The 22121-nt window shown below is 64.6% G+C and carries 19 protein-coding genes; 5 read left to right on the top strand and 14 right to left on the bottom strand.

What is annotated here, in order from left to right:
- Nucleotides 1–43: 43 nt before the first annotated feature.
- The gene (locus NGM99_RS11680; protein ID WP_289852443.1) at nt 44–769 is read left to right on the top strand and encodes a DUF1045 domain-containing protein; all 726 of its coding nucleotides are present in this window, start codon (nt 44–46) and stop codon (nt 767–769) included.
- Complete coding sequence (locus NGM99_RS11685) at nt 769–1899, top strand: alpha-D-ribose 1-methylphosphonate 5-triphosphate diphosphatase (RefSeq protein WP_252819061.1); 1131 nt, start codon at nt 769–771, stop codon at nt 1897–1899. Before NGM99_RS11680 ends, NGM99_RS11685 begins: the two co-directional genes overlap by 1 nt.
- 8 nt (nt 1900–1907) lie before the next feature.
- Here the strand turns inward: NGM99_RS11685 and NGM99_RS11690 are convergent, their stop codons facing one another.
- The 4 genes from NGM99_RS11690 to NGM99_RS11705 all read right to left on the bottom strand — a co-directional run bounded on the left by NGM99_RS11690 (nt 1908) and on the right by NGM99_RS11705 (nt 7178).
- On the bottom strand, nt 1908–2996 hold the full coding sequence (locus NGM99_RS11690; protein WP_289852444.1) for a DUF1513 domain-containing protein: 1089 nt from the start codon (nt 2994–2996) through the stop codon (nt 1908–1910).
- A 4-nt stretch (nt 2997–3000) separates the two neighbouring features.
- Nucleotides 3001–4137, bottom strand: coding sequence for an imelysin family protein (locus NGM99_RS11695; protein ID WP_252819065.1), 1137 nt, complete (start codon nt 4135–4137; stop codon nt 3001–3003).
- Nucleotides 4137–5705 (bottom strand): di-heme oxidoreductase family protein, encoded by a 1569-nt coding sequence (locus NGM99_RS11700; protein ID WP_252819066.1) that lies wholly within the window; start codon nt 5703–5705, stop codon nt 4137–4139. Before NGM99_RS11700 ends, NGM99_RS11695 begins: the two co-directional genes overlap by 1 nt.
- Nucleotides 5706–5870: 165 nt before the next feature.
- On the bottom strand, nt 5871–7178 hold the full coding sequence (locus NGM99_RS11705) for an imelysin family protein (protein ID WP_252819068.1): 1308 nt from the start codon (nt 7176–7178) through the stop codon (nt 5871–5873).
- A gap of 313 nt (nt 7179–7491) precedes the next feature.
- Here NGM99_RS11705 and NGM99_RS11710 point away from each other — a divergent pair, with 313 nt between their 5' ends.
- Nucleotides 7492–8379, top strand: coding sequence for an EamA family transporter (locus tag NGM99_RS11710; RefSeq protein WP_252819070.1), 888 nt, complete (start codon nt 7492–7494; stop codon nt 8377–8379).
- 45 nt (nt 8380–8424) lie between these two features.
- Here the strand turns inward: NGM99_RS11710 and NGM99_RS11715 are convergent, their stop codons facing one another.
- From NGM99_RS11715 to NGM99_RS11755, 9 genes are all read right to left on the bottom strand, one after another.
- Complete coding sequence (locus NGM99_RS11715; RefSeq protein WP_252819071.1) at nt 8425–9381, bottom strand: energy transducer TonB family protein; 957 nt, start codon at nt 9379–9381, stop codon at nt 8425–8427.
- A gap of 46 nt (nt 9382–9427) precedes the next feature.
- Complete coding sequence (gene exbD / locus NGM99_RS11720) at nt 9428–9880, bottom strand: TonB system transport protein ExbD (protein WP_252819073.1); 453 nt, start codon at nt 9878–9880, stop codon at nt 9428–9430.
- 6 nt (nt 9881–9886) lie between these two features.
- Nucleotides 9887–10945 (bottom strand): tonB-system energizer ExbB, encoded by a 1059-nt coding sequence (gene exbB, locus NGM99_RS11725; protein WP_252819075.1) that lies wholly within the window; start codon nt 10943–10945, stop codon nt 9887–9889.
- A gap of 151 nt (nt 10946–11096) precedes the next feature.
- A complete protein-coding gene (locus NGM99_RS11730; RefSeq protein ID WP_252819077.1) occupies nt 11097–12848 on the bottom strand; it encodes an ABC transporter ATP-binding protein in 1752 nt (583 codons plus the stop codon).
- Between the two features lie 2 nt (nt 12849–12850).
- The gene (locus NGM99_RS11735) at nt 12851–13945 is read right to left on the bottom strand and encodes a siderophore-interacting protein (protein WP_252819079.1); all 1095 of its coding nucleotides are present in this window, start codon (nt 13943–13945) and stop codon (nt 12851–12853) included.
- 171 nt (nt 13946–14116) lie between these two features.
- Nucleotides 14117–16321, bottom strand: a complete 2205-nt coding sequence (locus NGM99_RS11740) for a TonB-dependent siderophore receptor (protein ID WP_353937408.1) — start codon at nt 16319–16321, stop codon at nt 14117–14119.
- Between the two features lie 156 nt (nt 16322–16477).
- The gene (locus tag NGM99_RS11745) at nt 16478–17371 is read right to left on the bottom strand and encodes a helix-turn-helix domain-containing protein (protein ID WP_252819081.1); all 894 of its coding nucleotides are present in this window, start codon (nt 17369–17371) and stop codon (nt 16478–16480) included.
- 71 nt (nt 17372–17442) lie between these two features.
- Nucleotides 17443–18366 (bottom strand): ribokinase, encoded by a 924-nt coding sequence (rbsK, locus tag NGM99_RS11750; RefSeq protein WP_252819083.1) that lies wholly within the window; start codon nt 18364–18366, stop codon nt 17443–17445.
- 10 nt (nt 18367–18376) lie between these two features.
- Nucleotides 18377–18826: an RbsD/FucU family protein gene (locus NGM99_RS11755; protein ID WP_252819085.1), complete on the bottom strand. Its 450-nt coding sequence runs from the start codon at nt 18824–18826 to the stop codon at nt 18377–18379.
- A 131-nt stretch (nt 18827–18957) separates the two neighbouring features.
- On the opposite strand from NGM99_RS11755, the gene NGM99_RS11760 reads away from it, so the two are divergent.
- Entirely contained in the window at nt 18958–19806 is an 849-nt protein-coding gene (locus tag NGM99_RS11760; RefSeq protein WP_252819086.1) for an SDR family NAD(P)-dependent oxidoreductase, read from the top strand.
- Nucleotides 19807–19941: 135 nt separating this feature from the next.
- Nucleotides 19942–21369, top strand: coding sequence for an aldehyde dehydrogenase family protein (locus NGM99_RS11765; RefSeq protein ID WP_252819088.1), 1428 nt, complete (start codon nt 19942–19944; stop codon nt 21367–21369).
- Here NGM99_RS11765 and NGM99_RS11770 read toward each other — a convergent pair.
- Entirely contained in the window at nt 21357–22049 is a 693-nt protein-coding gene (locus NGM99_RS11770) for a DUF7002 family protein (protein ID WP_252819089.1), read from the bottom strand. The two genes, NGM99_RS11765 and NGM99_RS11770, sit on opposite strands and share 13 nt — an antisense overlap.
- Between the last annotated feature and the right edge of the window lie 72 nt (nt 22050–22121).

The raw sequence follows: 22121 nt of genomic DNA on the forward strand, positions 1-22121 counted from the left end.
TCGGACCGACATCCGACAATTTGTCGTCATGCATCGGGCCTAGATGACTTGCGTTCCCGAGCTTGCTAGGCAGCAACGCCATTTTTCGAGGTGTCCTATTCGTTTCGCGCTTTATTTTACGCCGCCCGCCGATCATCCGCTCGTGGGCCGCGCTGCCAGCTGGCTCGGCCGCGATGCGTTCGGCGGCGAGACGAGGGCCATTCCCGAGGCTCGCGCAAACGTCACGGAATCCGCACGGCGCTATGGGTTTCATGCTACGCTGAAAGCGCCTTTCCGCCTGCACGAGGGCGAAAGCGTCGAAGCGCTGGAAGCGGCGCTCGACCGCTTCGCGCGTGAGACCGCGCCGGTCACGATCCCCGTTCTGGCGCTCAAGCAACTCGGCCGTTTCTTCGCGCTTGTGCCGGACGAGCAACCCGCTGAGCTGACCGCGTTCGCCGCCCGCGTCGTGGAAGCATTCGAACCTTTCCGTGCGCCGCTCTCGGCGGCCGAGATCGCCAAGCGTAGCCCTGAAACGCTGCCCAGGCCCGAGCGCGACAACCTCCTGCGCTGGGGCTACCCCTATGTGATGGACGCGTTTCAATTCCACATGACTTTGACCGACAAGATCGCGCCCGAAGAAAGCGACGCGATGCGCGCAGAGTTGGAGCGGGAATTCGCGTCCTTCATCGGCAAGCCGCTGGCGGTGGATCATCTGGCGCTGTTCGTCGAGCCCGAGCCCGGCGCACCTTTCACCGTACAAAAACTTCTCAGACTCGAAGGGCGCGCGTGATGGAAGCCGTTCGCAATGCGCACCTTGTTCTCCCCGATCAGGTGGTGTCGGGCTCGCTCGCTTTCAGCGATGGCGTGATCGCAAGCGTGGACGGTGGCGCCTCCACGGTGGGCGAGGATTTCGAGGGCGATTTCCTCCTGCCTGGCCTGATCGAACTGCACACCGACCATCTCGAAACGCACTACAACCCGCGCGCCAATCTGCGCTGGAATGCGGATGCGGCCGTGATGGCACATGACGCGCAGATGGCGGGATCGGGCGTGACGACCGTGTTCGACGCCTTGCGCGTCGGGATGGACTACGACGCGCATCTCGGGCGCGACGATATGGAAGTTCTGGCGCAAGCGGTCGAGGCGGGTGCCCGCGCAGGGCGCTTGCGCGCCGACCACTTCATTCATCTGCGCTGCGAGGTTTCGGCCGACGACTGCCTCGAAGGCTTCGACGCGCTCGCGCACCATCCGCTGATCCGCATGGCCTCGCTGATGGACCACGCGCCGGGACAGCGGCAGTTCGCCAAGATCGAAAGCTACCGCGCCTATTATGTCGAAAAGCTGCGCATGAGCGAAGAGGTGTTCCGCCTTTATTGCGAGCGGCGTGTCGCGGAATCCGAACGCAATTCGGCGAAGAACCGCGTGGCCATTGCGGAGCGCGCCGTGGCCAAGGGGATCGTGCTCGCCAGCCATGACGATGCGACGGCCGCCCATGTGCGGGAAGCCGAGGGCCAAGGCGTGCGGGTGGCTGAGTTCCCGACCACGCGCGAGGCGGCACACCTGTCGCGCGAGGCAGGCATGGCGGTTTTGATGGGAGCACCCAACCTCGTGCGCGGCTCGTCGCATTCCGGCAATGTCTCCGCGCGCGAACTCGCGGGCGTGAATGAGCTCGACATCCTGTCCTCTGACTACGTGCCTTACTCGATCCTGCAATCGGTGTTTCTGCTGCCGGAAGTGGTCGTGGGAGTGAGCCTGGCGGAAAGCGTGAGGATGGCGACAAGCAATCCGGCGCGCGCCGTGGGCTTGGAAGATCGAGGCGCGCTGGCTGGCGGCTTGCGGGCGGATTTCGTTCGCGTTGGCGTGCAGGGCGGATTGCCGGTGGTGCGTGGCGTCTGGCGCGAGGGGCGGCGCGTGGCGTGAGGGCGACCTCACCCGATCCGCAAAATGTGGTTGTCCCACGCGTAATCCGGCAGGTCCGCCTCCCCTCCATCCGGCTTCAGCACCGCGCCCATGCCGGTCGTCGCCAGAAATCCATCCCGGTCAGGCGCCAGGCCGCAGACTTCGGTGACAGTGCGCTGGGCTTTGAGCCTGCCTGTCGCAGCATCGATCTCCAGCCAGGAATTGCCCTGCGGTGAGGAAACGGCGACCGTGCCGGTCTTTCTGTTCACGGCGACCGATCCGACATAGTTGCGTAAATTCAGAAGCGCGTCTTCGGGCAGGTCGATCAGATCGAGGTCCTTGCCGCGCACCGCACGGCCGACAAGGGCGGGGCGTTCGCTCAGGGGCCCGCGATGCTGGCAACCGAACCAGAGCGTGCCGTCGGCATCGAGATCCATGTGGCGGATCGAGAGCTGATGCAGATCGGGCTTCAGGATGTGCTTTTCGAGGATCTGTCCCCGCGCCGTGTCGATGAAGACGAGCGATGGCTGCATGGTGGAAAGGTTGAGTTCCTCGCGCCCATAATCGGGATGGGTCTCGATGCCGCCATTGGCGACCGCGAGCGTCATGCCATCGGGCATCAACAGGCACTCGTGGGGGCCGATGCCGCCGGTCGGAAATTCGCCGACGCGTTTGAAACCGGCCTGAACGTCATAGACTCCGATCATCCCCTGCGCGGCGTCGAAGTCGTTCTCGGTCGCCCAAAGGATGCGGCCGTCCGGCGAAAACGCACCGTGGCCGAAGAAGTGGCGGTCGGGCCGGCTCGCGATCAGAAGCGGTTCGGTCTTCGCCTCATGGCTGAACACCAGCGCGAAGGCTCCGGGCTGGCGGGCGAACACGACCGAGCGGCGCGAGACGCGGTCGAAAACGATGTCGTGGCCGCGATCGGGCAGATCGACCAGATGGATCGGCAGGCCGTTCTCGCCCATGATGGCCACACCGTGCCCGCCACTCTTGCGCTGGAAGGCAGCGGCAAAAAGCGCGTCGGCGTCCTCCACGCCCGCGCGGGCATGGGTGCCGAGGCTGGCGAGATAAAGCGCCCCGGCGCCTTTCAGAAAGTCACGCCGGCCGAGAAGCATGCGGTCAATCCCCGTCGAGGGAGGAAAAGCCGGCGGACAGGCCGAGCACACCGGAAAGCCTGACACCCAGGATTTCTGACAGGCTGGAGGTGACGAGCGAGAGGTAGGAGAGCCGCGAGCGCAGACGCGGCTCGGCGAGCGTGTCGCCCACCGGACGGTCGAGGTCGGCCGCGGCCTTGTTGGCGTTGGCAAATTCGAAGCGCACGGAATCGCCCACCCAGCGCTGGTCGCGCGGGAGGGCCGCGAGCAGGCCCGAGGCTTCCCACAGGCTCGAGAATGCCGCGAGGTTCGAGCCGATTACGGCGAGCGTCATGCCGGAACGCCAGAACAGCGCCTGCTTGGGCTTGTCGGATTCAGGATTGTCGCCCAGAAAACCCTTGATGCGCACGTCGCGGGTGCGCTCGAGACCCTCGATGAAGACGCCGAGCAGTTCGCCCAGGGCTTCCGAGCCCGTGCGATAAAGCGGGTTCGGGGGTGAGGGGTTGGTGAACTGTGCGGTGAAGCCCTTGGGGTCGGTCCATGCGGCATCCACCGCGCGGGCCATGCCTGCCACGTTTTCGGCTGCCGCACGACCGAAGCGGCAGCGAAACGCACCATCGGTGCCGGCCAGCTCGTCCGAGCCATCGCCCCAAACCAGATATTCGAGCGCGCCCAAGCCCTGCATCGCCACGCTTTTCTGCGCAAGCGTTTCCGCGGTCGCAACCGACTCGTCCTTCTGGGCGAGCGCCTGCTGGATCTGGCGCAGGCCCGTGCCCTTGCGGTCGGGAAAGAACAGGATGCGATCGAGGCGGTTGCTTTCGGTGATCGGCCCGAAGCGGATGATCTCGGCCTGGCCCCAGGCACGCACGGTCTTGCGGAAGGTGTCGCGCGCAGCCTCCAAAGCTTCGCTCGACGGCTTCTCGCAAAGGTTGCGCATGGAATCGGCCATGCCTTGAGCGCGATCGCGGAAGGCACGATAGGCAGGGCGCACGAAGCCATCCACGGCGCCTTGCAGGAAGGGCGTGGCATCCTGAAAGGCGGGAGGCGGCGGGGCTGCGGCAATGGGCGCGGCCGGCGCTTCATTGTCCTGCGCGCTCACGCTGCCACCATTCAGGGGAAGGGCTAGCGCGGCCATCAAGAGCATTGCGAGAAGCTTTGCCATCAGAGCGATTCCAGGAAGCGGATCAACGCATCGCGCTCCGGCTTTGGCAACGCGGCAAAGCGGTCTCGCGCAGGTTTCGCTTCCCCGCCATGCCAAAGGATTGCTTCGGACAGATTTCTGGCTCGGCCATCATGGAGAAAGAATGTATGCCCGTTTACGGTCTTGGTAAGGCCGATACCCCAAAGCGGCGCGGTGCGCCACTCCGTGGGCCCTGCATCGCCCACCGTCTGGCCGTCCGCAAGCCCCTCGCCCATGTCGTGAAGCAGGAAATCGGAATAGGGCCAGATCAGCTGAAAGCCGAGGGCCGGGTAGGGCGCATCCTTGCGCGTCACATATTTGGGCATGTGGCACGAGGCGCAGCCCGCACCGTAAAAGGCCTGCTTCCCCTTGAGCACGTCCGCATCGCCCGCATCGCGGCGGGCGGGAACGGCGAGGTTCTGCGAATAGAACGTCACGAGGTCGAGCACGGGCGAAGGGGCTTCGGTGTCTCCGAGCCGCTTCTGCACGCCGTTGGGCAGGCTGAGGCAGTCCGGCTCGTTCTGGGTGCAGTCGCCCGTATGAAGCGGCACATCGGGGGTCGAAAGGCCCATGTCGATGGCAAAGGCCTCGGCCGATTGCTGGCGGATAGTGGGCACCGACGCCTTCCAGCCGAAGCGGCCGAGCGCGGGTTTGCCGGTCCTGGGTTCGCGCACCATTGAGACACGGCCGGAGATACCATCGCCATCGCGGTCGTCCGGGTCGGCATGGGCCAGGATGTCAGCCGGGTGGATCTGCTCCACCAGCCCCAGCCCGATCATCGGCGGCGCGACGCGCGGAGACAGTGTCGTCAGCGGATGGAGCGGGCCATAACTCAGCGTCTTCGCCTGGTAGCTCGGTTTGCGCAGCGAAACGGTTTCGCCGCCTGCGAGCGTGACCGGAATTTCCTCGTAGGAAATGTCGATCCGCCCCTCGCCTTTCAGGCCGGGCACCGCGAGTTCCTGGAGCTGCGCGCCATAGACCGGATCGGGAATCACCAGCTGGCGCTTGTCCGCAAGCTTGGTCTTTTCGTCATCCGTCGTCGGTGCATGCGCCAAGCGGAACAGCATGGAGGTGGAATCCGCTCCGCCTTCGGGCGGATGACCGCGGCCGTCCTTGATGTGGCAGTTCTGGCAGGCGCGCGCGTTGAAGAGCGGTCCGAGACCGTCCGAGGCCTGCGTCGAGGAAGGGGCGGAAACCCAGACTTTCCGAAACAGCGCATTGCCGAGTTTGAACGTGCCTTCCTGCTCGAATGTGATGTTCGCCGAAGACTGCGAGAAGATGTTGCTGTTGACGCGTTTCCTGGTGGTCGCGGCCCCGCCGGGCATGTTCTCGAAATCTTCTGGCTTGGAGAAGTCGAGCGTCGGCGTGGTGACGCGGACCACGCGGCTCAGCGTTTGTTGATCAAGGTCGTTGCGCGTGGCGGGCAGGGCCGGTGCTTCGGCTTGCGCATGGGGTGCGGGCGCGAAACCCACGGCCAAGCCAAGGCCGACTGCTCCCATCACAGGAAGCAGTGCCAGAAGCGTATGCCGCTTGAAAAATGGTCGGTTCATGGATCGCTCGGCCCAGAGGGTCCGGCGCGATAACGGCGCAGTCGGAACCGCTCTGCGCTTTGTCTTCGAACGCCGTTCGCGTCAAGTCGCGCACAGGCGGCAGGCGTTCGAAGCGGCATCACATTTTGTCGGGAGCGCCGTGTTCGTGCGCTCCGGCCCTTCGCATTACTGGAACACCTTGTCGGGCGCGTCGAGGCTGTCCGAGCCTTCGAAGGCGATGGCATCGAGCTTGAGCACCGAAACCGCGCGCTGGATCGACTTGGTCTGGTCCACCAATGCGTCAATGGCCGCCTGTACGGTCTTGTTGCCCTCGGCATTGCCTTCCGCGATCTGCTGGTCATAGGCCTCGCCACCCTCGGCGCGCTTGGTCATGGCTTCCATGGCGGCAACGCTCGCGTCGAGCTTGCCGGACAGCTCGACATCGATCGCCGGATCGGCGGCCTCCACCAGCGCCTGCAGCGACGGGCCCTCGACCACCGAGCCGTCCACGCGCTTGTAGCGGCCCTGATAGACGTTGCGGATGCCGATCGCGTCGTAAAGGTGCGACTTGTCGGTGTTGTCGGAGAAGCAGTCATGCTCCTCTTCCGGATCGTGCAGCAGCAGGCCAAGCTTCATGCGCTCGCCGGCCAGTTCACCATAGGAAAGCGAGCCCATGCCGGTGAGGATCGTGGAAAGACTGGTGTTCGCAGCTTCCACTTCGAGGCCTTTGCGGATCTCACCGTCTGGTCCCCATTTCGCGGCCATATCGGCGAGATCGGAGACGAGCAGGTCGGTCGCGGCCTTGAGATATTGCGCGCGGCGGTCGCAATGGCCGTTGGTGCAGCTTGCCGTGTTGTAATCGGTGGCGGGCCGCTTGCCTGCACCGGGCTTCGTGCCGTTCAGATCCTGCCCCCAGAGCAGAAACTCGATAGCGTGATAACCGGTCGCCACATTGGCTTCGATGCCACCGGCCTCCTGCAGCTTGCCCGACAGGAGTTCAGGCGTGATCACCGAGACATCGACCTTTTCGCCGTCGATCTCGATCTCCGTGTTGGCGATCACATTGGCCGTATAAAGCGCGTTCTCGTCGGACTCGGTGCCATAGGAAGGATCGACATAGTCGATCAGGCCCTCATCCAGCGGCCAGGCATTCACCTTGCCTTCCCACTCGTCCACGGCGGCATTGCCAAAGCGGAAGGCTTCGGTCTGCTGGTAGGGCACGCGCGCGGCCTTCCAGGCAGTGCGTGCAGCTTCGAGCGTCGCATCGTTCGGCTCGGCGATCAGCGTCTTGACGGCCTCGTCGAGAGCCTTCGCCGTGTTCAACGAATCCTCATAGCCGGCCTGCGCGATGTCGGCATAGGTCTTGATGACAGCCTTCGGATCGGTCTCCGCCGCGCGGGCGGGCAGGACGAAGACAGCGGCGGTCAATGCGGTCGCGGCAGCAAAGGCCCAGCACAGGCGCACCTGTCGCGGTGTCGAAAGCGTGGGGAACATGAGCGAGTCTCCTGCGAAAACCGCGCCTGCCAATAGGTGGGCCGCGGAAACATGCGATGTCATGATTTGTTGAGCACGGCAGACTGTAAAGCCTGCCGGCCGGGACGCCAACGATGCCGTCAACCTCCCATGGACCCGCATTAGGACGGAGGTTGCGAAAGAGTCAAGCAAACGGGAACGGCAAAAACGTCGCAGGATCAAGAACTTAGAATTATTCTAAACTACGATTGTCAAGTTTTGCGAGTGCGCGCACGTGCTGGCACAATGTCCTGCCCTTGGCAGTGTCGCCGCAATCTGGAACAAGCGCCACGCCATGGCTGCCCTTCCTCTCTCCCACCTGCTCCTCGCGCTTCTGACAGTCGCGATCTGGGGAACGAACTTCGTGGTGATCCGGATCGGGCTCGACCATCTGCCGCCGCTGCTTTTCGCCAGCCTGCGCTTTCTGCTCGTGGTGTTTCCCGCCACCCTGTTCATTCGCCGACCGCCCGTGCCGTGGAAGACACTCGCAGGCTACGGGCTGATGATCGGCGCAGGGCAGTTCGGCCTGCTCTTCGTCGCCATGCGCGGGCACATCTCACCCGGACTCGCCTCGCTGGTCTTGCAATGCCAGGTCTTCTTCACGATCGGGCTCTCGGTCTGGCTGATGGGCGAGCGCGTGCGCGCGTTTCAGCTGGTCGCCGTGCTGCTCGCGGCATCCGGCATTCTGGTGATCGGACTCAACACCGACGCTTCGACCACGCCTTTGGGTCTGGGTCTCGCCCTGCTCGCCTCGCTGTCATGGGCCGGTGGCAACATGGCAGCCAAGCGCAGTGGCGCGCAGAACATCCTGCCCATCGTCGTGTGGGGGAGCCTATTCTCGTTTCCCCCGCTTTTCGTGCTGTCCCTCCTGCTCGAAGGCTGGCCGGCAATCCGCGCGGGCCTCCTCGCCGCCGACTTGCCGACCTGGATCGCAGTCCTCTGGCAGTCGGCGGCAAATTCGCTGCTCGGCTATTCTGTCTGGGGCTGGCTGCTTGCGCGGCACCCGGCCGCGAGCATCACGCCGATGGCGCTTCTGGTGCCGATCTTCGGCATGAGCGCCTCGGCCTTCTGGCTCGGCGAACCGCTGCCGGCCTGGAAGCTTGGGGCAGCAGGGCTGGTGATCGGGGGCTTGGCGCTCGGCGTGCTCTATCCGCGCTGGGTGGCGCGGCGGGCGATAGCGTGAGAACCGGGCCGATCGTTCAGCGCCGGCCCGCCAGGCGGCTTCGCCTTACCGCTTGACGCGAACCGGCACCGACAGGCGGCGCGTGGCGATCCCTTCGGGTGGCGCTGGAACCGGCGATGCGCGCTGGACGATGGCGACCGCCACCGCATCGATTTCCGGATCGCCGGACGAGCGCGCGACCCGCGCCGAGGTGATGGCGCCCGAATCGTTGATCGTGAAGGACACCGATGCCGTGCCCTCGCCCTGAAGGCCGGCGGGACGCCGCGTGAACTGACGGATGCGCGCCACGACCTGACCCTGCCAGCGTGCAGGGCTGACCTGCGGCGCACGCGGGGCGCGTTGCGCCTGCGAGGCTTCGGAGCGCGCCTGCTGGCGTGGGGCGGGGCGCTCGCGTACCGGCTGTTCGCGGCGCTCGACCGGGCGCTCTTGCCGGGGACGCGGCCGCTGGCGTGGACGTTCCTGCGCGACTTGCCGCTCGGGTCGGACGATCTCGGGCCGTGCCAAGGGCAACGGCACCTCGACCTCGGGGGTCGCGGCGAAGATCTGTTCCTCGATCACCGGTTCGGGCGCTTCGGGCGCGACCTCTTCGACCGGCGTTTCAGGCGTGATTTCCTCGACCGGCGGGGCTTCGGCGGTTTCGACCGGCTCGGGCACGACCTCTTCCGGCGTCACGGGTGCGGGCGTCTCCGCGGTCACCGTTTCGGGTGGTGCTTCCGTCACCTCTTCGGGCACGGTTTCCTCGACCGACGGCGTCAGTTCTTCGGGCTGAAGAACCTCCTCGACCGGGGGCGCTTCGGCCAGTGTTTCGCTCTGCACGCTTTCGGGCGTGTCGATGACGAGGGGTGCGAGTTCGATTTCCATCGACTGCTCGAGCGCCGCATTCTCCACGGGAGCCGGCTCGATGTCGCGAAGGTAGTAGGCAGCTCCCAAGTGCGCCGCGAGCACGAATGCCGCCGCACCGCCCCACAGCCCCGCCTCGCGCAAGGAAGGCAGTTGCGGCATGGCAGATTCCGGAGCGGCGAAGCCGGAAGCGCTCATCGCGGGCGGCTCACGGATTGGCCGCAGGCGCTGCGCTCGCGCCCGAAAGCGTTTCGAGCCCGACCAGCGCCACCTTGAAGTAGCCCGCGCCGCGCAGGAGGTTCATCACTTCCATCATGTCGCCGTAAGGTACCGCCTTGTCGGCACGCAGAAAGATGCGGGCGTTCTTGTCGCCGCCGGTCTGGGCATCGAGGGTCGCGCCGAAACGGTCGCGTGCGACGATCTCATTGCCGAGGTTGAGGCTCAGATCGTCCTTCACCGTCAGAAAGACCGGCTCGTCGGGGCGCGGTGTGGGCGAAGCTGTGGAGCCAGGCAGGTCGACATTCACGTCCACCGTCGCAAGCGGGGCCGCCACCATGAAGATGATCAGGAGCACCAGCATCACGTCGATGAAGGGCGTGACGTTGATCTCGTGGTTCTCCTCGAGATCGTCGCCGCCGCCTTCGCGGATTCGGGAAGCCATCGCCCTTTACTCCGCCGCGAGCTTGGCGGCCCGGCTCGCGGGCAGATTGCGGAAATCGAGATCGCGGCTGACCAGACGCTCGACGCCGGCGGAGGCATCGGCAAGGAGTTGGCGGTAGCCGGTGATGGCACGCGCGAACACGTTATAGATCACCACCGCTGGAATAGCGGCGACGAGGCCGATGGCTGTCGCGAGAAGCGCTTCCGCGATGCCGGGTGCCACGATGGCGAGGTTCGTGGTCTGCGCCTGGCTGATGCCGATGAACGAGTTCATGATGCCCCAGACCGTGCCGAACAGGCCGACGAAGGGCGCGGTCGAGCCGATGGTGGCGAGCACGCCCGTGCCTCGGCTCATCTTGCGCGCGGCACCTGCCTCAATACGCGACAGGCGCGAGGCGACGCGATCCTTGAGGCCCTCCCCGCCCGAATGGTCGAGGGCCGCATTGGACAGACGGCCCTCCTCGGCGGCGGCATGCACGAAGCGCGCGGCAGCACTCTTGTTCCTGCCGAGCTTATCGGAGGCCTCGCGCAGCGACGCGGACGCGGTGATAACGTTCAGCGCGCGGCCCACAGCGACACGCGCCGCGCCGAGTTCCAGCGTCTTGGCGAGCCACACCGTCCAGGTGACGAGCGAGGCGAAGGCTAGGCCGATCATCACGCCCTTCACCACCCAGTCGGCGGCCATGAACATGCCCCATGGCGACAAATCGTGTGGCAGGCTGAGATTGACGGAGCGGCCTTCCGCAACCGGCTCGGCAGCGGGCGTTGCCCTATTCGATGATGCAGCCGGTGCCGGCGTGCCAGGGCTCGACGCCGTGGGCGTCGCTGGCTGGGATGCTGACGCATCCGGCGCAGGCTGAGCAGGGACAGTCTGCGCAGGTGCCGCTGGCTCGCTAGCAGCGGGGGCCGCCGGTGCAGGAGCGGCTTGGGTCGGTGTGGCCTCTGCTGGCGCGGTTTGCGCGGGCGCTTGTGCCGGCGGCAACGCCTCCTGCGCCAAAACGGCACCGCTCGCAGAAACCAAAAGGCCCGCTATCAGCAGACCGCGCATCAGAGAAAAATTCGACATCGAACCCGTCACAATGAGCCAGCGCTGGAAGCACCGATTTGTGGAGAATTAATGTCAGCTTTTCTTGGAAGGTTCCCCGAAACGCAAGCCCTATCGTGTCAAAAAGCAAAACACGTCGGCGGATTTCCCTCGCCGAGCGCTCGCACCCGGCTCAGTGATGCTGCGCTTGGGCCAAGCGGCTGTAGAGTCCGCCCAGTTCGAGGAGCGCTTGGTGCGAGCCTTCTTCGGCAATCCCCGAGCGGTCCACCACCACGATGCGATCCGCATCGCGGACTGTCGCCAGACGGTGGGCGATCACAAGCGTGGTGCGTCCCTCCGACAGTTCGGCCAGCGAGCGCTGGATCTCGCGCTCGGTTTGGGTGTCGAGCGCAGATGTCGCCTCGTCCAGGATCAGGATCGGCGGGTTCTTGAGGAACATGCGGGCGATCGCCAGTCGCTGTTTCTGCCCACCCGACAGCTTCACCCCGCGCTCCCCGATAATCGTATCGAGCCCGTCGGGCATGGCAGCCACGGCTTCGTCGAGCCGCGCCCGACGTGCGGCCTCGCGGATATCGGCGTCTGATGCGTCGAGCCTGCCATAGGCGATGTTCTCGCGAACCGTGCCGCCGAACAGGAACACGTCCTGCTGCACGATGCCGATCTGGGAGCGCAAGGAGGCGAGCGTCAGGTTGCGGATGTCGATGCCGTCCACCTCGATCGAACCCGCTCCGACTTCATAGAAACGCGGCAGGAGCGAGAGAAGCGTGGTCTTGCCGGCACCCGAAGGCCCGACAAAGGCCACTGTTTCACCGGGTCGCACCTCGAGATTGATGTGCGACAGGATCGAACGGCCATGCTCATAGCCGAAACCCACATCGCGAAAGCTGATGGCACCCGAGAGCTTAGGGGCATCGACCGCGCCCCGCGTGTCGGCGATGTCGGGATCGGTGTTCAGGAGCGAAAGGTAACGGCGGAAGCCGGCAATGCCCTTCGGATAGGTTTCGATCACCGAATTGATCTTGTCGATGGGGCGGAAGAAGACATTGACGAGCAGAAGGAAGCCGACGAAACCGCCATTCGTCAGTTCGCCCTTGAGCACGAACCACGAGCCGCAGACCAGCACCACCAGCTGCACGAGGCGCAGGCTGAGATAGGAAAGCGAGGTCGAGACGGCCATGATGCGGTAGGCATCGAGCTTGGTCTGGCGATAGGCGGCGTTGTCCTTCGCGAACAGCCCGCGCTCATGGTTCTCGTTGGCGAAAGCCTGCACCACGCGCATGCCGCCGACATTTTCTTCGATGCGCACGTTGAAATTGGCGACGCGGCCATAAAGCGCTTGCCAGTTGCGCGTCATGCGCGCGCCGTAGCGGCTCGTCACCCAGGCGACCACCGGCACGATGGCCGCGGTGATCAGCGCTAGCTCGACATTGACGAACAGCATCAGCGCAAAGGCGCCGATGAAGGTCATCACCGCGATGAACAGGTCTTCCGGACCATGGTGCGCGACCTCGCCGATCTCTTCGAGATCCTTGGTCAGGCGTGCGACCAGCGTGCCGGTCTTGTGGTTGTCGAAGAAGCGGAAGGACAGCTTCTGGAGATGGTCGAAGCTCTTGCGGCGCATCTCGGTTTCGATGTTGATGCCGAGCATATGGCCCCAATAGACCACGATGGCCTGCAACGCCGTGTTGCCGATATAAAGGGCGAGAAGGCCTGCGGCCGCAGCCAGGATCAGGCCCCACTGGCCGGTTGGCAGGAGGCGGTCCACGAAGGCGGTGACGGCGAGCGGAAAGGCGAGTTCGAGCAGGCCCGACAAAACCGCGCAGCCGAAATCGAGCAGAAACAGCTTCCGGTGCGGACGGTAATAGCCGAAGAAGCGGCGCAGAAGCGCGCCGGCCTTTTCGGGTTTCGGAGCCTGAGCAAGCACTGTCAGCCGTCTTTCCTTGCATCCTCGCCAGCATGGCCCCGCCGCCAATAGGTGGCGGCCAGGTGCTGTTCGCGGGGCAGGCCGCGCTCGCTCCGCAGGTTTTTGCGGATCAGGCGGAAGGCCGCGCATTCGCTGCCGCTCCAGACGAAATTGGAGCGGTCCTCCGGCAAGCGTGCGGCCGCAATAGCATCGGAAAGCAGCGTGGTCGAGCCGGGCTCGGCACCGTTGCGGTGCAGCCAGTGGAGATCGACCCGGGCCTTGGTCTCGATCGTCTGCTCCTCGCGGGCATCGGCCACCTCGATGAAGACGGTGGCCGTCTTGCTCTCGGGCAGATTTTCAAGGATGCGGGCAATGGCGGGAAGCGCGGTCTCGTCGCCGGCCAGAAGATAGTGGTCCGCCTCGCCTACGGTTCCGCCACCAGGACCGGTCATGCCGACGATATCACCGGGCTCGGCGCTTGCGGCAAAGCTGCTGCCGGGCGAAGTCGCACCCTCATGGAGCACCATGTCGATCTCGACTTCGCCGCGCCCCACATCGATGCGGCGCAGCGTGTAGATGCGCGCAACCGGCCGCTCGGCGCCGGTCGGCCAAAGCGGGCGGCCGTCCTCGCCATTCACCGGCCATTGGGGTGGGGAAACACCTTCAGGCGGAAAAAGCAGGCGGATATGCATGCTGGGGCCGGCAAAGCTCGCGAGATCGTTGCCCTTCAGTGTCACGCGGCGCATATGCGGCGTCAGTTGCCGCGCGCCCACCACCTGCATCTCGCGGAAATAAGGAAGCGGCGTGCCGGCCGCGCCATCGCCTATCCAAACGATGCGGGCCTCACTGGCGAGCTGCAGCAGATGCTCGGCCATCGAAAGCTTCACATAGGCGAACTTGGTCGGATCGTCGCCGCCGGCTTCGAGCCGCAGCATGGTCTTTTCCGCGCACAGAAAGGCGCAGCCGAAAGAGGTGGTGATCGAGGCGTTCGCTCCATCGATCCGCACATCGCCCCATTCGCGGAAGCGGTCGCACAGGCAATGCATGGTGTCGCTCGGATCGGGAAGCGCGATGCGAGCGGCAGCACGAAGCGCGCTGGGCGGCAGGCTGATGCTCATGGCAAACGAAACTCCCGGTTAGGAGGGAACACCGCCAAACGGCGGCACGGGTGCGATCAGAGCGTGGGTAACCGGCATGCGGCTGCCTTGGGCGAAGAAGGGCTTCATGGCGCCAAAAAGCTCACGCCCGGCTGCAGCCGGGCGCGGTTCTAGCGGAAAGGTTCTCAACCGTCACCACTCGACATTCACCTTGAGCAACGCCTTGCGGGCTTCGCCGTAGGAGCAGACATTCGCGCCCTGGCACCCGGCGACGTAGTCCTTGTCGAAAAGGTTGGTCACCACGAGGTCGGCGCCCCAATTGTCCTTCTTATAGCCGATCTTGGCATCCGCGAGAGTTGCCGATGGCACTTCCAGCGTATTGGCGCGATCCGCCCAGGACGAACCGATGTAACGCACGCCGCCGCCCACCGTGAAACCGTCGAGCGCACCCTCATGGAAGGTGTAGTCGAGCGACAGCGAAGCCTGCGTATCGGGCACAAGGAAGGGCTGGTTGCCGATCAGGCTGGCATCATCGTCCTCGGTGATTTCGAGATCGAAGGCGGTGAGTGCAGCAGTCATGCGCCAGTTGGCGTCCAGATTGGCCTTGGCTTCGAACTCGAAGCCACGCGAACGCACTTCGCCGACCTGCACATTGGCGAAGGCATTGTTTTCCAAAGTGGTGACGACGTTTTGACGGGTCAGATCGAAGAGCGAAGCCGTGACGATGCCATCGAACCAGGTCGGGGCATATTTTACGCCCACTTCATATTGCTCGCCGGTTTCAGGCGTGAAGTTGTCACCGAAGAAGTCCACGCCGATGACCGGATTGAAGAAGGTGGCGACGCTCGCATAGGGCGTTACGCCGTTCGCAAACTCGTAGGCGATGCCCGCACGGCCCGAAAGCCGGCCGTCCGTGCCATCGCGTTGATTGTCTTGCGTCGGCGCGTAGAAGGTCGGGCCGTCCTCGGTATCCGTCCACACCCGGTCATAGCGACCGTTCAGCGTCACCAGCCAACCGCCGCCGAAACGAAGCTGATCCTGGAGATAGACGCCGAGCTGCTGCTGGGTCAGGTCTTGGTTGATGTAGGAGACAGGCTCCGTCTGCGGCACGCCATAGACCGGATCTTCGGGGTTGATCGGCGTGGTCGTGCCGAACAGCGCCGAGCTCTGCACCTGATCGATATTGAAGTATTTGTAGTCGATGCCGGCAAGCAGCGTGTGCTCGACGGGACCTGTGTTGACCCTGCCCTCCACCTGGTTGTCGATGAGAAACGAGCCGACCTCGGTGTCGTGGGAGAAGTTCACACGGTCGAGAAGCAAACCGCTGGCGGTCAGCCCGTTGCCGTAGAGATAGGCCTCCTCGAGCTTGGCGTGGCTGTAGCGTGCGTTCTGGCGGAACGTTACGTTATTGTCGAAGGTATGCTCGAATTCGTAGCCGATCGAGGCCTGGTTGCGCCTGTAATTGTCGATGTCCGGCTCGGTCGGATTGAAGTCGCGATCGATGCGGCCGAAGGGCGCGCGCTCCACCGTGCCGACATAAGGCAGGAAGGAGCCGACGCCGTGGAGGTTGTCCATGTACGTGTAATTGGCAAGCACCGTCAGCTTGGTCGCTTCGTCCGGGCTCCATGTGATGCTCGGTGAGATCACGCCGCGGAACTGCTCCTCATTATCGTAGAAGCCTTCGCCGCCATAAAGACGCCCGACCACGCGATAGTCGACCCCGCCCTGCGAGCCATCGGACCCGCCCGAGACCGTGCCGGGGCCATCGATGTCGAATCCGAAATAACCGACACCGAAAGAGTCGATGCCCGCTTCGAAGCGGTTGAACGCGTCAGGCGTCGGGCGCTTGGAGACGTAATTGACGACACCACCGGGATTGGCGCCACCGTAAAGAACCGAGGCCGGCCCCTTCAGCACTTCGATGCGTTCCAGCAGATACGAGTCGACGAAGAAGGAGCCGAAGGCGTAGCCGTAGAGCTGAAGCCCATCCTGATAGACACCCGTCTGGGTGGCATCGAAGCCGCGCACATAGATCCAGTTGGTGTCGGCATCGTTGCCAAAGGGCTGGGAGAAGACACCCGCCGTGTAGCGCAGCGCCTCATCCACCTTCTGCGCGCCGCGGTCGTCGATCTCGTCGCGGCCGACGACGGACACAGCCTGCGGAATCTCCTGGATCGGCGTCGCGGTCTTGGAGCCGGTGGCGGTCGCCTTGGCGACATAGCCGTCAACGGGGCCGGTCGCGGCACCCTGCCCCCCACCCTGGCCTTCCACCACGACCTCTTCGAGCTGCGCGGTGTTGCCGTTTTCCTGCGCGTGGGCCTGACCGCCGATCATGACCAATAGCATGGCCGCGCTGCCCAGAAGTGCCGTCCGCCCTTGACGCATCATCTTACCCATTCCCCGAACCCGAACCGCACCGTCCCGCTTCCCCACGAAGCCAGTCCAGACGGAGCTTTGATAAGCGGAGTCGTTACATCAGGTTTTAAAGCGAAGGCTTGAACGCTCTTGCGGCGGTTTGACTGATCCTGCGAATCGGCGCCGCGATTCCAGACCCTATGGCTTTTTTGCAACATGCTCGCGCCGCCATGCGGCGGGCGTGGTGCCAGTGAGACGGCGAAAGACACGGGTCAGATGCGCCTGATCGGCAAAGCCCGTCATCAAGGCCAGCGCGTTGAGCGGCGTATCGGTTTCGGACAAGAGCGCCTTGACGCGCCCGAGCCGGGCTTCCGCGTGATATTGCTGGGCGGTCACGCCGGCCGAGGCTTTGAAGGCATTGGCGAAATAGGATTGCGACAGGCCGGCGAGGCTCGCCAGTTCTTCCAGCCGCACATTGCGCAACGCATTCGCGTTCAGAAAGCCGGTGACACGTGCGAGCTGGGTCGGCCCCAGCCGGGGTCCGGGCAGGCGCGGGCGATGCTGGGGGGCGCCACATAGGGCCAGAAAGAGCGAGGTGATCATTCCCTCGCCGTAAGGATCGCCCAAGGGATTTTCCGAGCGCACCTCGTCGGCGACAAGACCCGCCAAAGCCAGAATACGCGGATCGGCGAAGCCGAGGCGCGGGAGAACGAGTCGGTCCTCGTCGAGCGTCATGCCCGCTTTGCGCCGCAAGGCCCCAAGATCGAAATGGATGTCGAGGTGAGACAGGCGCGCGATCCCCTCGACGCGGCTATAGACCACGCAGCCGGCCGGCACGAAAGCAATGGGGTTCTCGCAAGTGACCTTGACCGTCGCATCATCGCCCTCGGCGGCCAGCCAGATCGCACCGCTCGCCGCACCTTCCAGCATCACGAAAAGCCGCGAATTCGGCGACACATACTGCCCGCCGGCATTCTCCGCGCAGGCCACCGTCCAGATATCGGCCACCGCCCCCGCCCAGCCGCGCCAGCGCAGAGGTTCGAGAGGCGTAAAGCCCTCGATCCGGCTGTCCATGCGGGGATGGAAACTCATGCTCGATGATGATGCCTGTTGAGATATCCCATCGAACAAAGATGACTGATTAAGTCAAGTTATTTGCGTATTCAGTTCCTGGCGAGCAGTGCCTCGACTTCTTGCAGCGTCGGCATGGAGAGTGCCGCGCCTGCGCGCGTCACCGAGATGCCGGCCACGGCTGTCGCGAACCGCACCGCATTCGAGGGCGTGTCGCCCCGTGCAAGGGCTGTGGCGAAACCGGCATTGAAGGCATCGCCCGCACCGGTGGTCTCCTTGACGGGACCGGCGGACACGACCGGCAGGTGCTCCGACCCGTCGCGGGAATGAAGCAGCGCGCCTTTTTCGCCGAGCGTGACGATGACCGTGCCTACGCCCTTGGCGAGCAGCGCGTCGGCAGCGCGGCGGGCATCATCGACGGTGCGCACCTCGATGCCCGTCAGCTCCTCGGCCTCCGACTCGTTGGGCGTGAGATAGTCGCACAGGGTGAAGATCTCATCCGGCAGGCTTGCTGCGGGGGCGGGGTTGAGGATGGTCGTGACGCCCGCGGCACGCGCGATCTCCAAGGCATGCCGGGCGGCATCGACTGGCTGTTCGAGCTGGGTGATGAAGACGCCAGCCCCTTCGATCAGCGCGCGGTTCTTCTCGATATCGGCGGGCGAGAGAAGTGCCGCAGCGCCCGGCGCGATGATGATGGCGTTGTTGCCGGTGGCTTCCTCGAGAAAGATGAAGGCCGAGCCGGTGTAGCTTTCGGGCGTCTCGATGATGGCCGGCTTCACGCCCGCTTCCGCCCATATCTCATTCGCCATGCGGGCGAAGTCGTCGGTTCCCAGGCGCGTGATGAAGGACACATCCGCGCCCAAACGCCCGGCTGCCACCGACTGGTTCGAGCCCTTGCCGCCGGGACCGAGCTTGAAGTCGAGCCCCAGAATGGTTTCACCGATGCGAGGCTGGCGGGGAGCGCGATAGGCGGCATCCGCCACGAACACGCCGAGAATGACGAGGGGCTTGCTCATGCGATTTCTCTCAGGCTTCGGGTGCGATCACGCCTTTGCGGAAGGCAAAGCAGCCATAGAAGCGGCGCTCGGATGTCTGGATCACGCAGAAGGCCTTTTTGGCGCGCTCATAGAAGGCGTAGCGCTCGATGCCGACAAGCGGCCAGCTTTTGCCTTCGGCATTGTCGATTTCGCTCTGCACCTCGCGCTGCACATCGGTGATCTCGTCGGGGCGGCCGACCACTTCCATGCGCGCGGCCGCATCGTCCACGAAGCTGTCGAGCGGATAGAGCGAAAGCACCGCGCGGGCGACATCCGTGGCGGAGGCGTCGATGTGAAGCGGGTAGCCGAGCACGGTCTGCTTGGAGATCGATTCGGCCGGGAAATTCGCGTCCGCGATGATGAGGTCGTCACCATGGCCCATGGCACGCAGCGCGCCGAGCACGCGGGCATTGAGAAGCGGATCGATTCCCTTGAGCACTGTAAGATTCCTCCCTTTGATCCTTTGCGCTTAAGCATGGGCGACGGGCCAAAGTCCAGTTCGGGGCTCGCCTTGCGTGGCGCTCTGCGCCAGTTATGCGGCGCTCAGCAAGAACCCGAAAGGCACGTCCCATGACCCACCCTGCTCTTCAGCCCGGCTCGGTCGCCGTCGTCACCGGGGGCGCCTCGGGCATCGGGCTAGCGATCGCCAAGCGCTTCGCCGGGCTGGGCCTCCACGTCGCCATCGCCGATCTCGGCCGCGAACGGCTCGATGCTGCACTTAAGGCCGTGCGGGCGGATGCGAAGGACGGCACCCAAGTGCTTGCCGACGAGGTCGATGTTTCGAGCCCCGAAGCCCTGGCCACGCTCGAGAGAACCATCGCTGACCGCTGGGGCGGCACGGATGTGGTCGTCAACAATGCCGGCATCCAACCCGGCAGCGCCCTGTTTGGACCGTTGAGTAACTGGGAGAAGGTGTTCGCCGTCAATCTGTGGGGTGTCATCCACGGCACCCGCGCCTTCGTGCCCAACATGATCCGGCGCGGTCGCCCGGGTCTCGTGATCAATACGGGCTCCAAGCAGGGCATCACCACGCCACCCGGCGACCCGGCCTACAACACGGCGAAGGCAGGTGTGAAGGTGTTCACGGAAGCGCTTGCACATGAGTTGCGCAACACGGAAGGGGCGAGCGGGCTTTCGGCGCATCTCCTTGTTCCGGGCTTCGTCTGGACGGAACTGACCAAGGGCGAGCGGACTGAAAAGCCGGCCGGCGCCTGGACGGCCGAGCAAACGGCGGACTTCATGCTCAAGAGCTTGGAGCGCGGGGATTTCTACATTCTTTGCCCGGACAATGACGTGTCCCGCGCGCTGGATGAAAAGCGGATCGCATGGGCCGCCGGCGACATCGTCGAGAACCGCCCGCCGCTGTCACGGTGGCATCCGGACTGGAAGGACGCGTTCGAAGCTTATCTCAAGCAGTAAGGGGCGGGGTGGCTTGGCCGCCTGCATCGACACCCCAGCCGTCCCGTCGCTGCCCCAACAGGAAGCGTCGCCTGCCCTTCCCCACGCTCGCAACTCCACGCTAGGATCGCGCGAGCCAATTCGGAGCGCGATCCCATGTCCCACCATCTCCAGTTCTTCATCGACGGCGAATGGGTCGATCCTGTTGTGCCTGCCGTGCTCGATGTGATCGATCCCTCCACGGAAGAAGCCTACACCCAGATTTCCGTGGGCTCGGAGGCGGATGTGAACAAGGCGGTGGCGGCCGCCAAGCGGGCCTTCGAGACCTTCTCTCAGACCACGCCGGAAGAACGTTTGGCCCTGCTCAAGCGTATGCTGGAAGAATACAACAATCGCTTCGAGGATATCGCGCAGGCCGTCAGCCAGGAAATGGGCGCGCCGATCGGGTGGGCGCGCGACGCGCAGGCCTGGGCGGGACGCGCCCATTTCGAGGCGACGATCAAGGGGCTAGAAGAATTCGAGTGGCGGGAAAGGCGTGGCTCGACCATGGTGGTCAAGGAGCCGATCGGCGTTTGCGCGCTGATCACGCCCTGGAACTGGCCGCTCAACCAGATCGTCTGCAAGGTGGCTCCCGCGCTTGCGGCAGGCTGCACGGTGGTTCTCAAGCCCTCCGAGATCGCGCCGATCAGCGGCGTGATCTTTTCCGAAGCCATGGAAGCGGCCGGCATACCCAAGGGCGTCTACAACATGGTGCAGGGCACGGGCCCTGCGGTCGGCCAGGTGATGGCCGGGCACCCGGATGTGGACATGGTGTCCTTCACCGGCTCGACGCGGGCGGGCATCATCGTGGCAAAGACGGCAGCCGACACCGTCAAGCGCGTGGCGCAGGAGCTCGGCGGCAAGTCTGCCAACATCATCCTGCCCGATGCCGACCTGGAAGAAGCGGTGACCAAAGGCGTCGAAGGCTGCTTCGGCAATTCCGGCCAGTCCTGCGATGCGCCGACCCGTATGCTTGTGCCGGCCGACCGCCACGACGAAGCGCTGAGCTATGCCAAGAAGGCCGCCGACGCCCATGTGGTGGGCGCCCCGCAAGCCGAGAATACCAAGCTCGGCCCGGTCGTCAGCCAGATCCAGTACGACAAGATCCAGGGCCTCATCGAAAAGGGAATTTCGGAAGGGGCGACGCTCGTGGCCGGCGGCCCGGGGCGCCCCGAGCATCTCAATCGCGGCTACTATGTGCGGCCCACCGTGTTCGGTCATGTGAAGCCCGGCATGACAATCGAGCGCGAGGAAATCTTCGGCCCCGTGCTTTCGGTCATCTCCTACCAGGACGAAGACGATGCGGTGCGCATCGCCAATGACACCGTCTACGGGCTTGCAGCCTATGTGCAGTCGGGCTCGATCGAGAATGCACGCAAGGTGGCGGCCCGGCTGCGCGCGGGCCAGGTCTCGATCAACTATCCGGAATGGGACACCTTCGCGCCCTTCGGCGGCTACAAACAGTCCGGCAATGGCCGCGAATATGCCGATTGGGCCATCCACGACTTCGTGGAAACCAAAGGCGTCATCGGCTACGGCGACTGAGACGCCTCGAACAGCACCGCGACCTCCCGGTCCCCCTTCATCCGCACCACGCGTCGGGTGAAGCGGGCGATGTCGGGGACGCCGCCAAGCACGGCCAGCTCCACGGCGCGCTCGTCCTTCGTTCGCTTCCTGCGCCATTTGGCATAAGGATAGGCATCGAGGGACAGGAAGGTGGAAAGGCCGCGTTTCACGGGAAACCTGCCGGTGGCCCCGCTGTTTATGAGCGAAAGCGTGATCTGGCAGCGATGGGCCTCGACTAGGGGCCGCGCGTCGATTGTGATCACCTCATGCTCGGTCTGCGCATAGGAGCGCGCCGCGAGAAGCTTGAGCAGACGCTTTTTGGACAGCCAGAAGAACACGCGGGCGTTGAGGATACGGTACCAGTCTTCCGGCATGAGACCGTCCTGAAGGCAGCGGCGGAGGCTCGCATCGTTCATCGGCTTGTTATCGCGGATGATGCCACCGGCCGTCGTCGCCTTGTACAACGCCATCGCCTTGGTCAGTTCATCATGCACGATGTGCTGGACACGCGCATCGAGCGAGAGCTGAACAGGTTCGAATGCCCCCTTTACTCCAAGCCAGCTCATGCGCAGACCGACCAAGCATTGCTGGGCGATCCACTTTTCCGTGCCCGACAGGCCCTGATTGTCAATGTTGGTGAGGCCCAGAACATGGGCCATCTGACTCTCGTCGGGATAGAAGCGCTTGATCCCGAGGCGGGGCCCAACGCCCGGCAGCCCGAGCGCGAGGAT

The organism is Mesorhizobium liriopis (assembly GCF_024053505.1).
GTDB classification, from domain to species: Bacteria; Pseudomonadota; Alphaproteobacteria; order Rhizobiales; family Rhizobiaceae; genus Mesorhizobium_B; species Mesorhizobium_B liriopis.

Excerpts from the sequence above, each read along its gene's own strand:
- NGM99_RS11680 (WP_289852443.1), top strand. The coding sequence starts at position 44 with ATGACTTGCGTTCCCGAGCTTGCTAGGCAGCAACGCCATTTTTCGAGG.
- NGM99_RS11685 (WP_252819061.1), top strand. The coding sequence starts at position 769 with ATGGAAGCCGTTCGCAATGCGCACCTTGTTCTCCCCGATCAGGTGGTG.
- NGM99_RS11690 (WP_289852444.1), bottom strand. The coding sequence starts at position 2,996 with ATGCTTCTCGGCCGGCGTGACTTTCTGAAAGGCGCCGGGGCGCTTTAT.
- NGM99_RS11695 (WP_252819065.1), bottom strand. The coding sequence starts at position 4,137 with ATGGCAAAGCTTCTCGCAATGCTCTTGATGGCCGCGCTAGCCCTTCCC.
- NGM99_RS11700 (WP_252819066.1), bottom strand. The coding sequence starts at position 5,705 with ATGAACCGACCATTTTTCAAGCGGCATACGCTTCTGGCACTGCTTCCT.
- NGM99_RS11705 (WP_252819068.1), bottom strand. The coding sequence starts at position 7,178 with ATGTTCCCCACGCTTTCGACACCGCGACAGGTGCGCCTGTGCTGGGCC.
- NGM99_RS11710 (WP_252819070.1), top strand. The coding sequence starts at position 7,492 with ATGGCTGCCCTTCCTCTCTCCCACCTGCTCCTCGCGCTTCTGACAGTC.
- NGM99_RS11715 (WP_252819071.1), bottom strand. The coding sequence starts at position 9,381 with ATGCCGCAACTGCCTTCCTTGCGCGAGGCGGGGCTGTGGGGCGGTGCG.
- exbD (WP_252819073.1), bottom strand. The coding sequence starts at position 9,880 with ATGGCTTCCCGAATCCGCGAAGGCGGCGGCGACGATCTCGAGGAGAAC.
- exbB (WP_252819075.1), bottom strand. The coding sequence starts at position 10,945 with ATGTCGAATTTTTCTCTGATGCGCGGTCTGCTGATAGCGGGCCTTTTG.
- NGM99_RS11735 (WP_252819079.1), bottom strand. The coding sequence starts at position 13,945 with ATGAGCATCAGCCTGCCGCCCAGCGCGCTTCGTGCTGCCGCTCGCATC.
- NGM99_RS11740 (WP_353937408.1), bottom strand. The coding sequence starts at position 16,321 with ATGGGTAAGATGATGCGTCAAGGGCGGACGGCACTTCTGGGCAGCGCG.
- NGM99_RS11745 (WP_252819081.1), bottom strand. The coding sequence starts at position 17,371 with ATGAGTTTCCATCCCCGCATGGACAGCCGGATCGAGGGCTTTACGCCT.
- rbsK (WP_252819083.1), bottom strand. The coding sequence starts at position 18,366 with ATGAGCAAGCCCCTCGTCATTCTCGGCGTGTTCGTGGCGGATGCCGCC.
- NGM99_RS11760 (WP_252819086.1), top strand. The coding sequence starts at position 18,958 with ATGACCCACCCTGCTCTTCAGCCCGGCTCGGTCGCCGTCGTCACCGGG.
- NGM99_RS11765 (WP_252819088.1), top strand. The coding sequence starts at position 19,942 with ATGTCCCACCATCTCCAGTTCTTCATCGACGGCGAATGGGTCGATCCT.
- NGM99_RS11770 (WP_252819089.1), bottom strand. The coding sequence starts at position 22,049 with ATGGCCCATGTTCTGGGCCTCACCAACATTGACAATCAGGGCCTGTCG.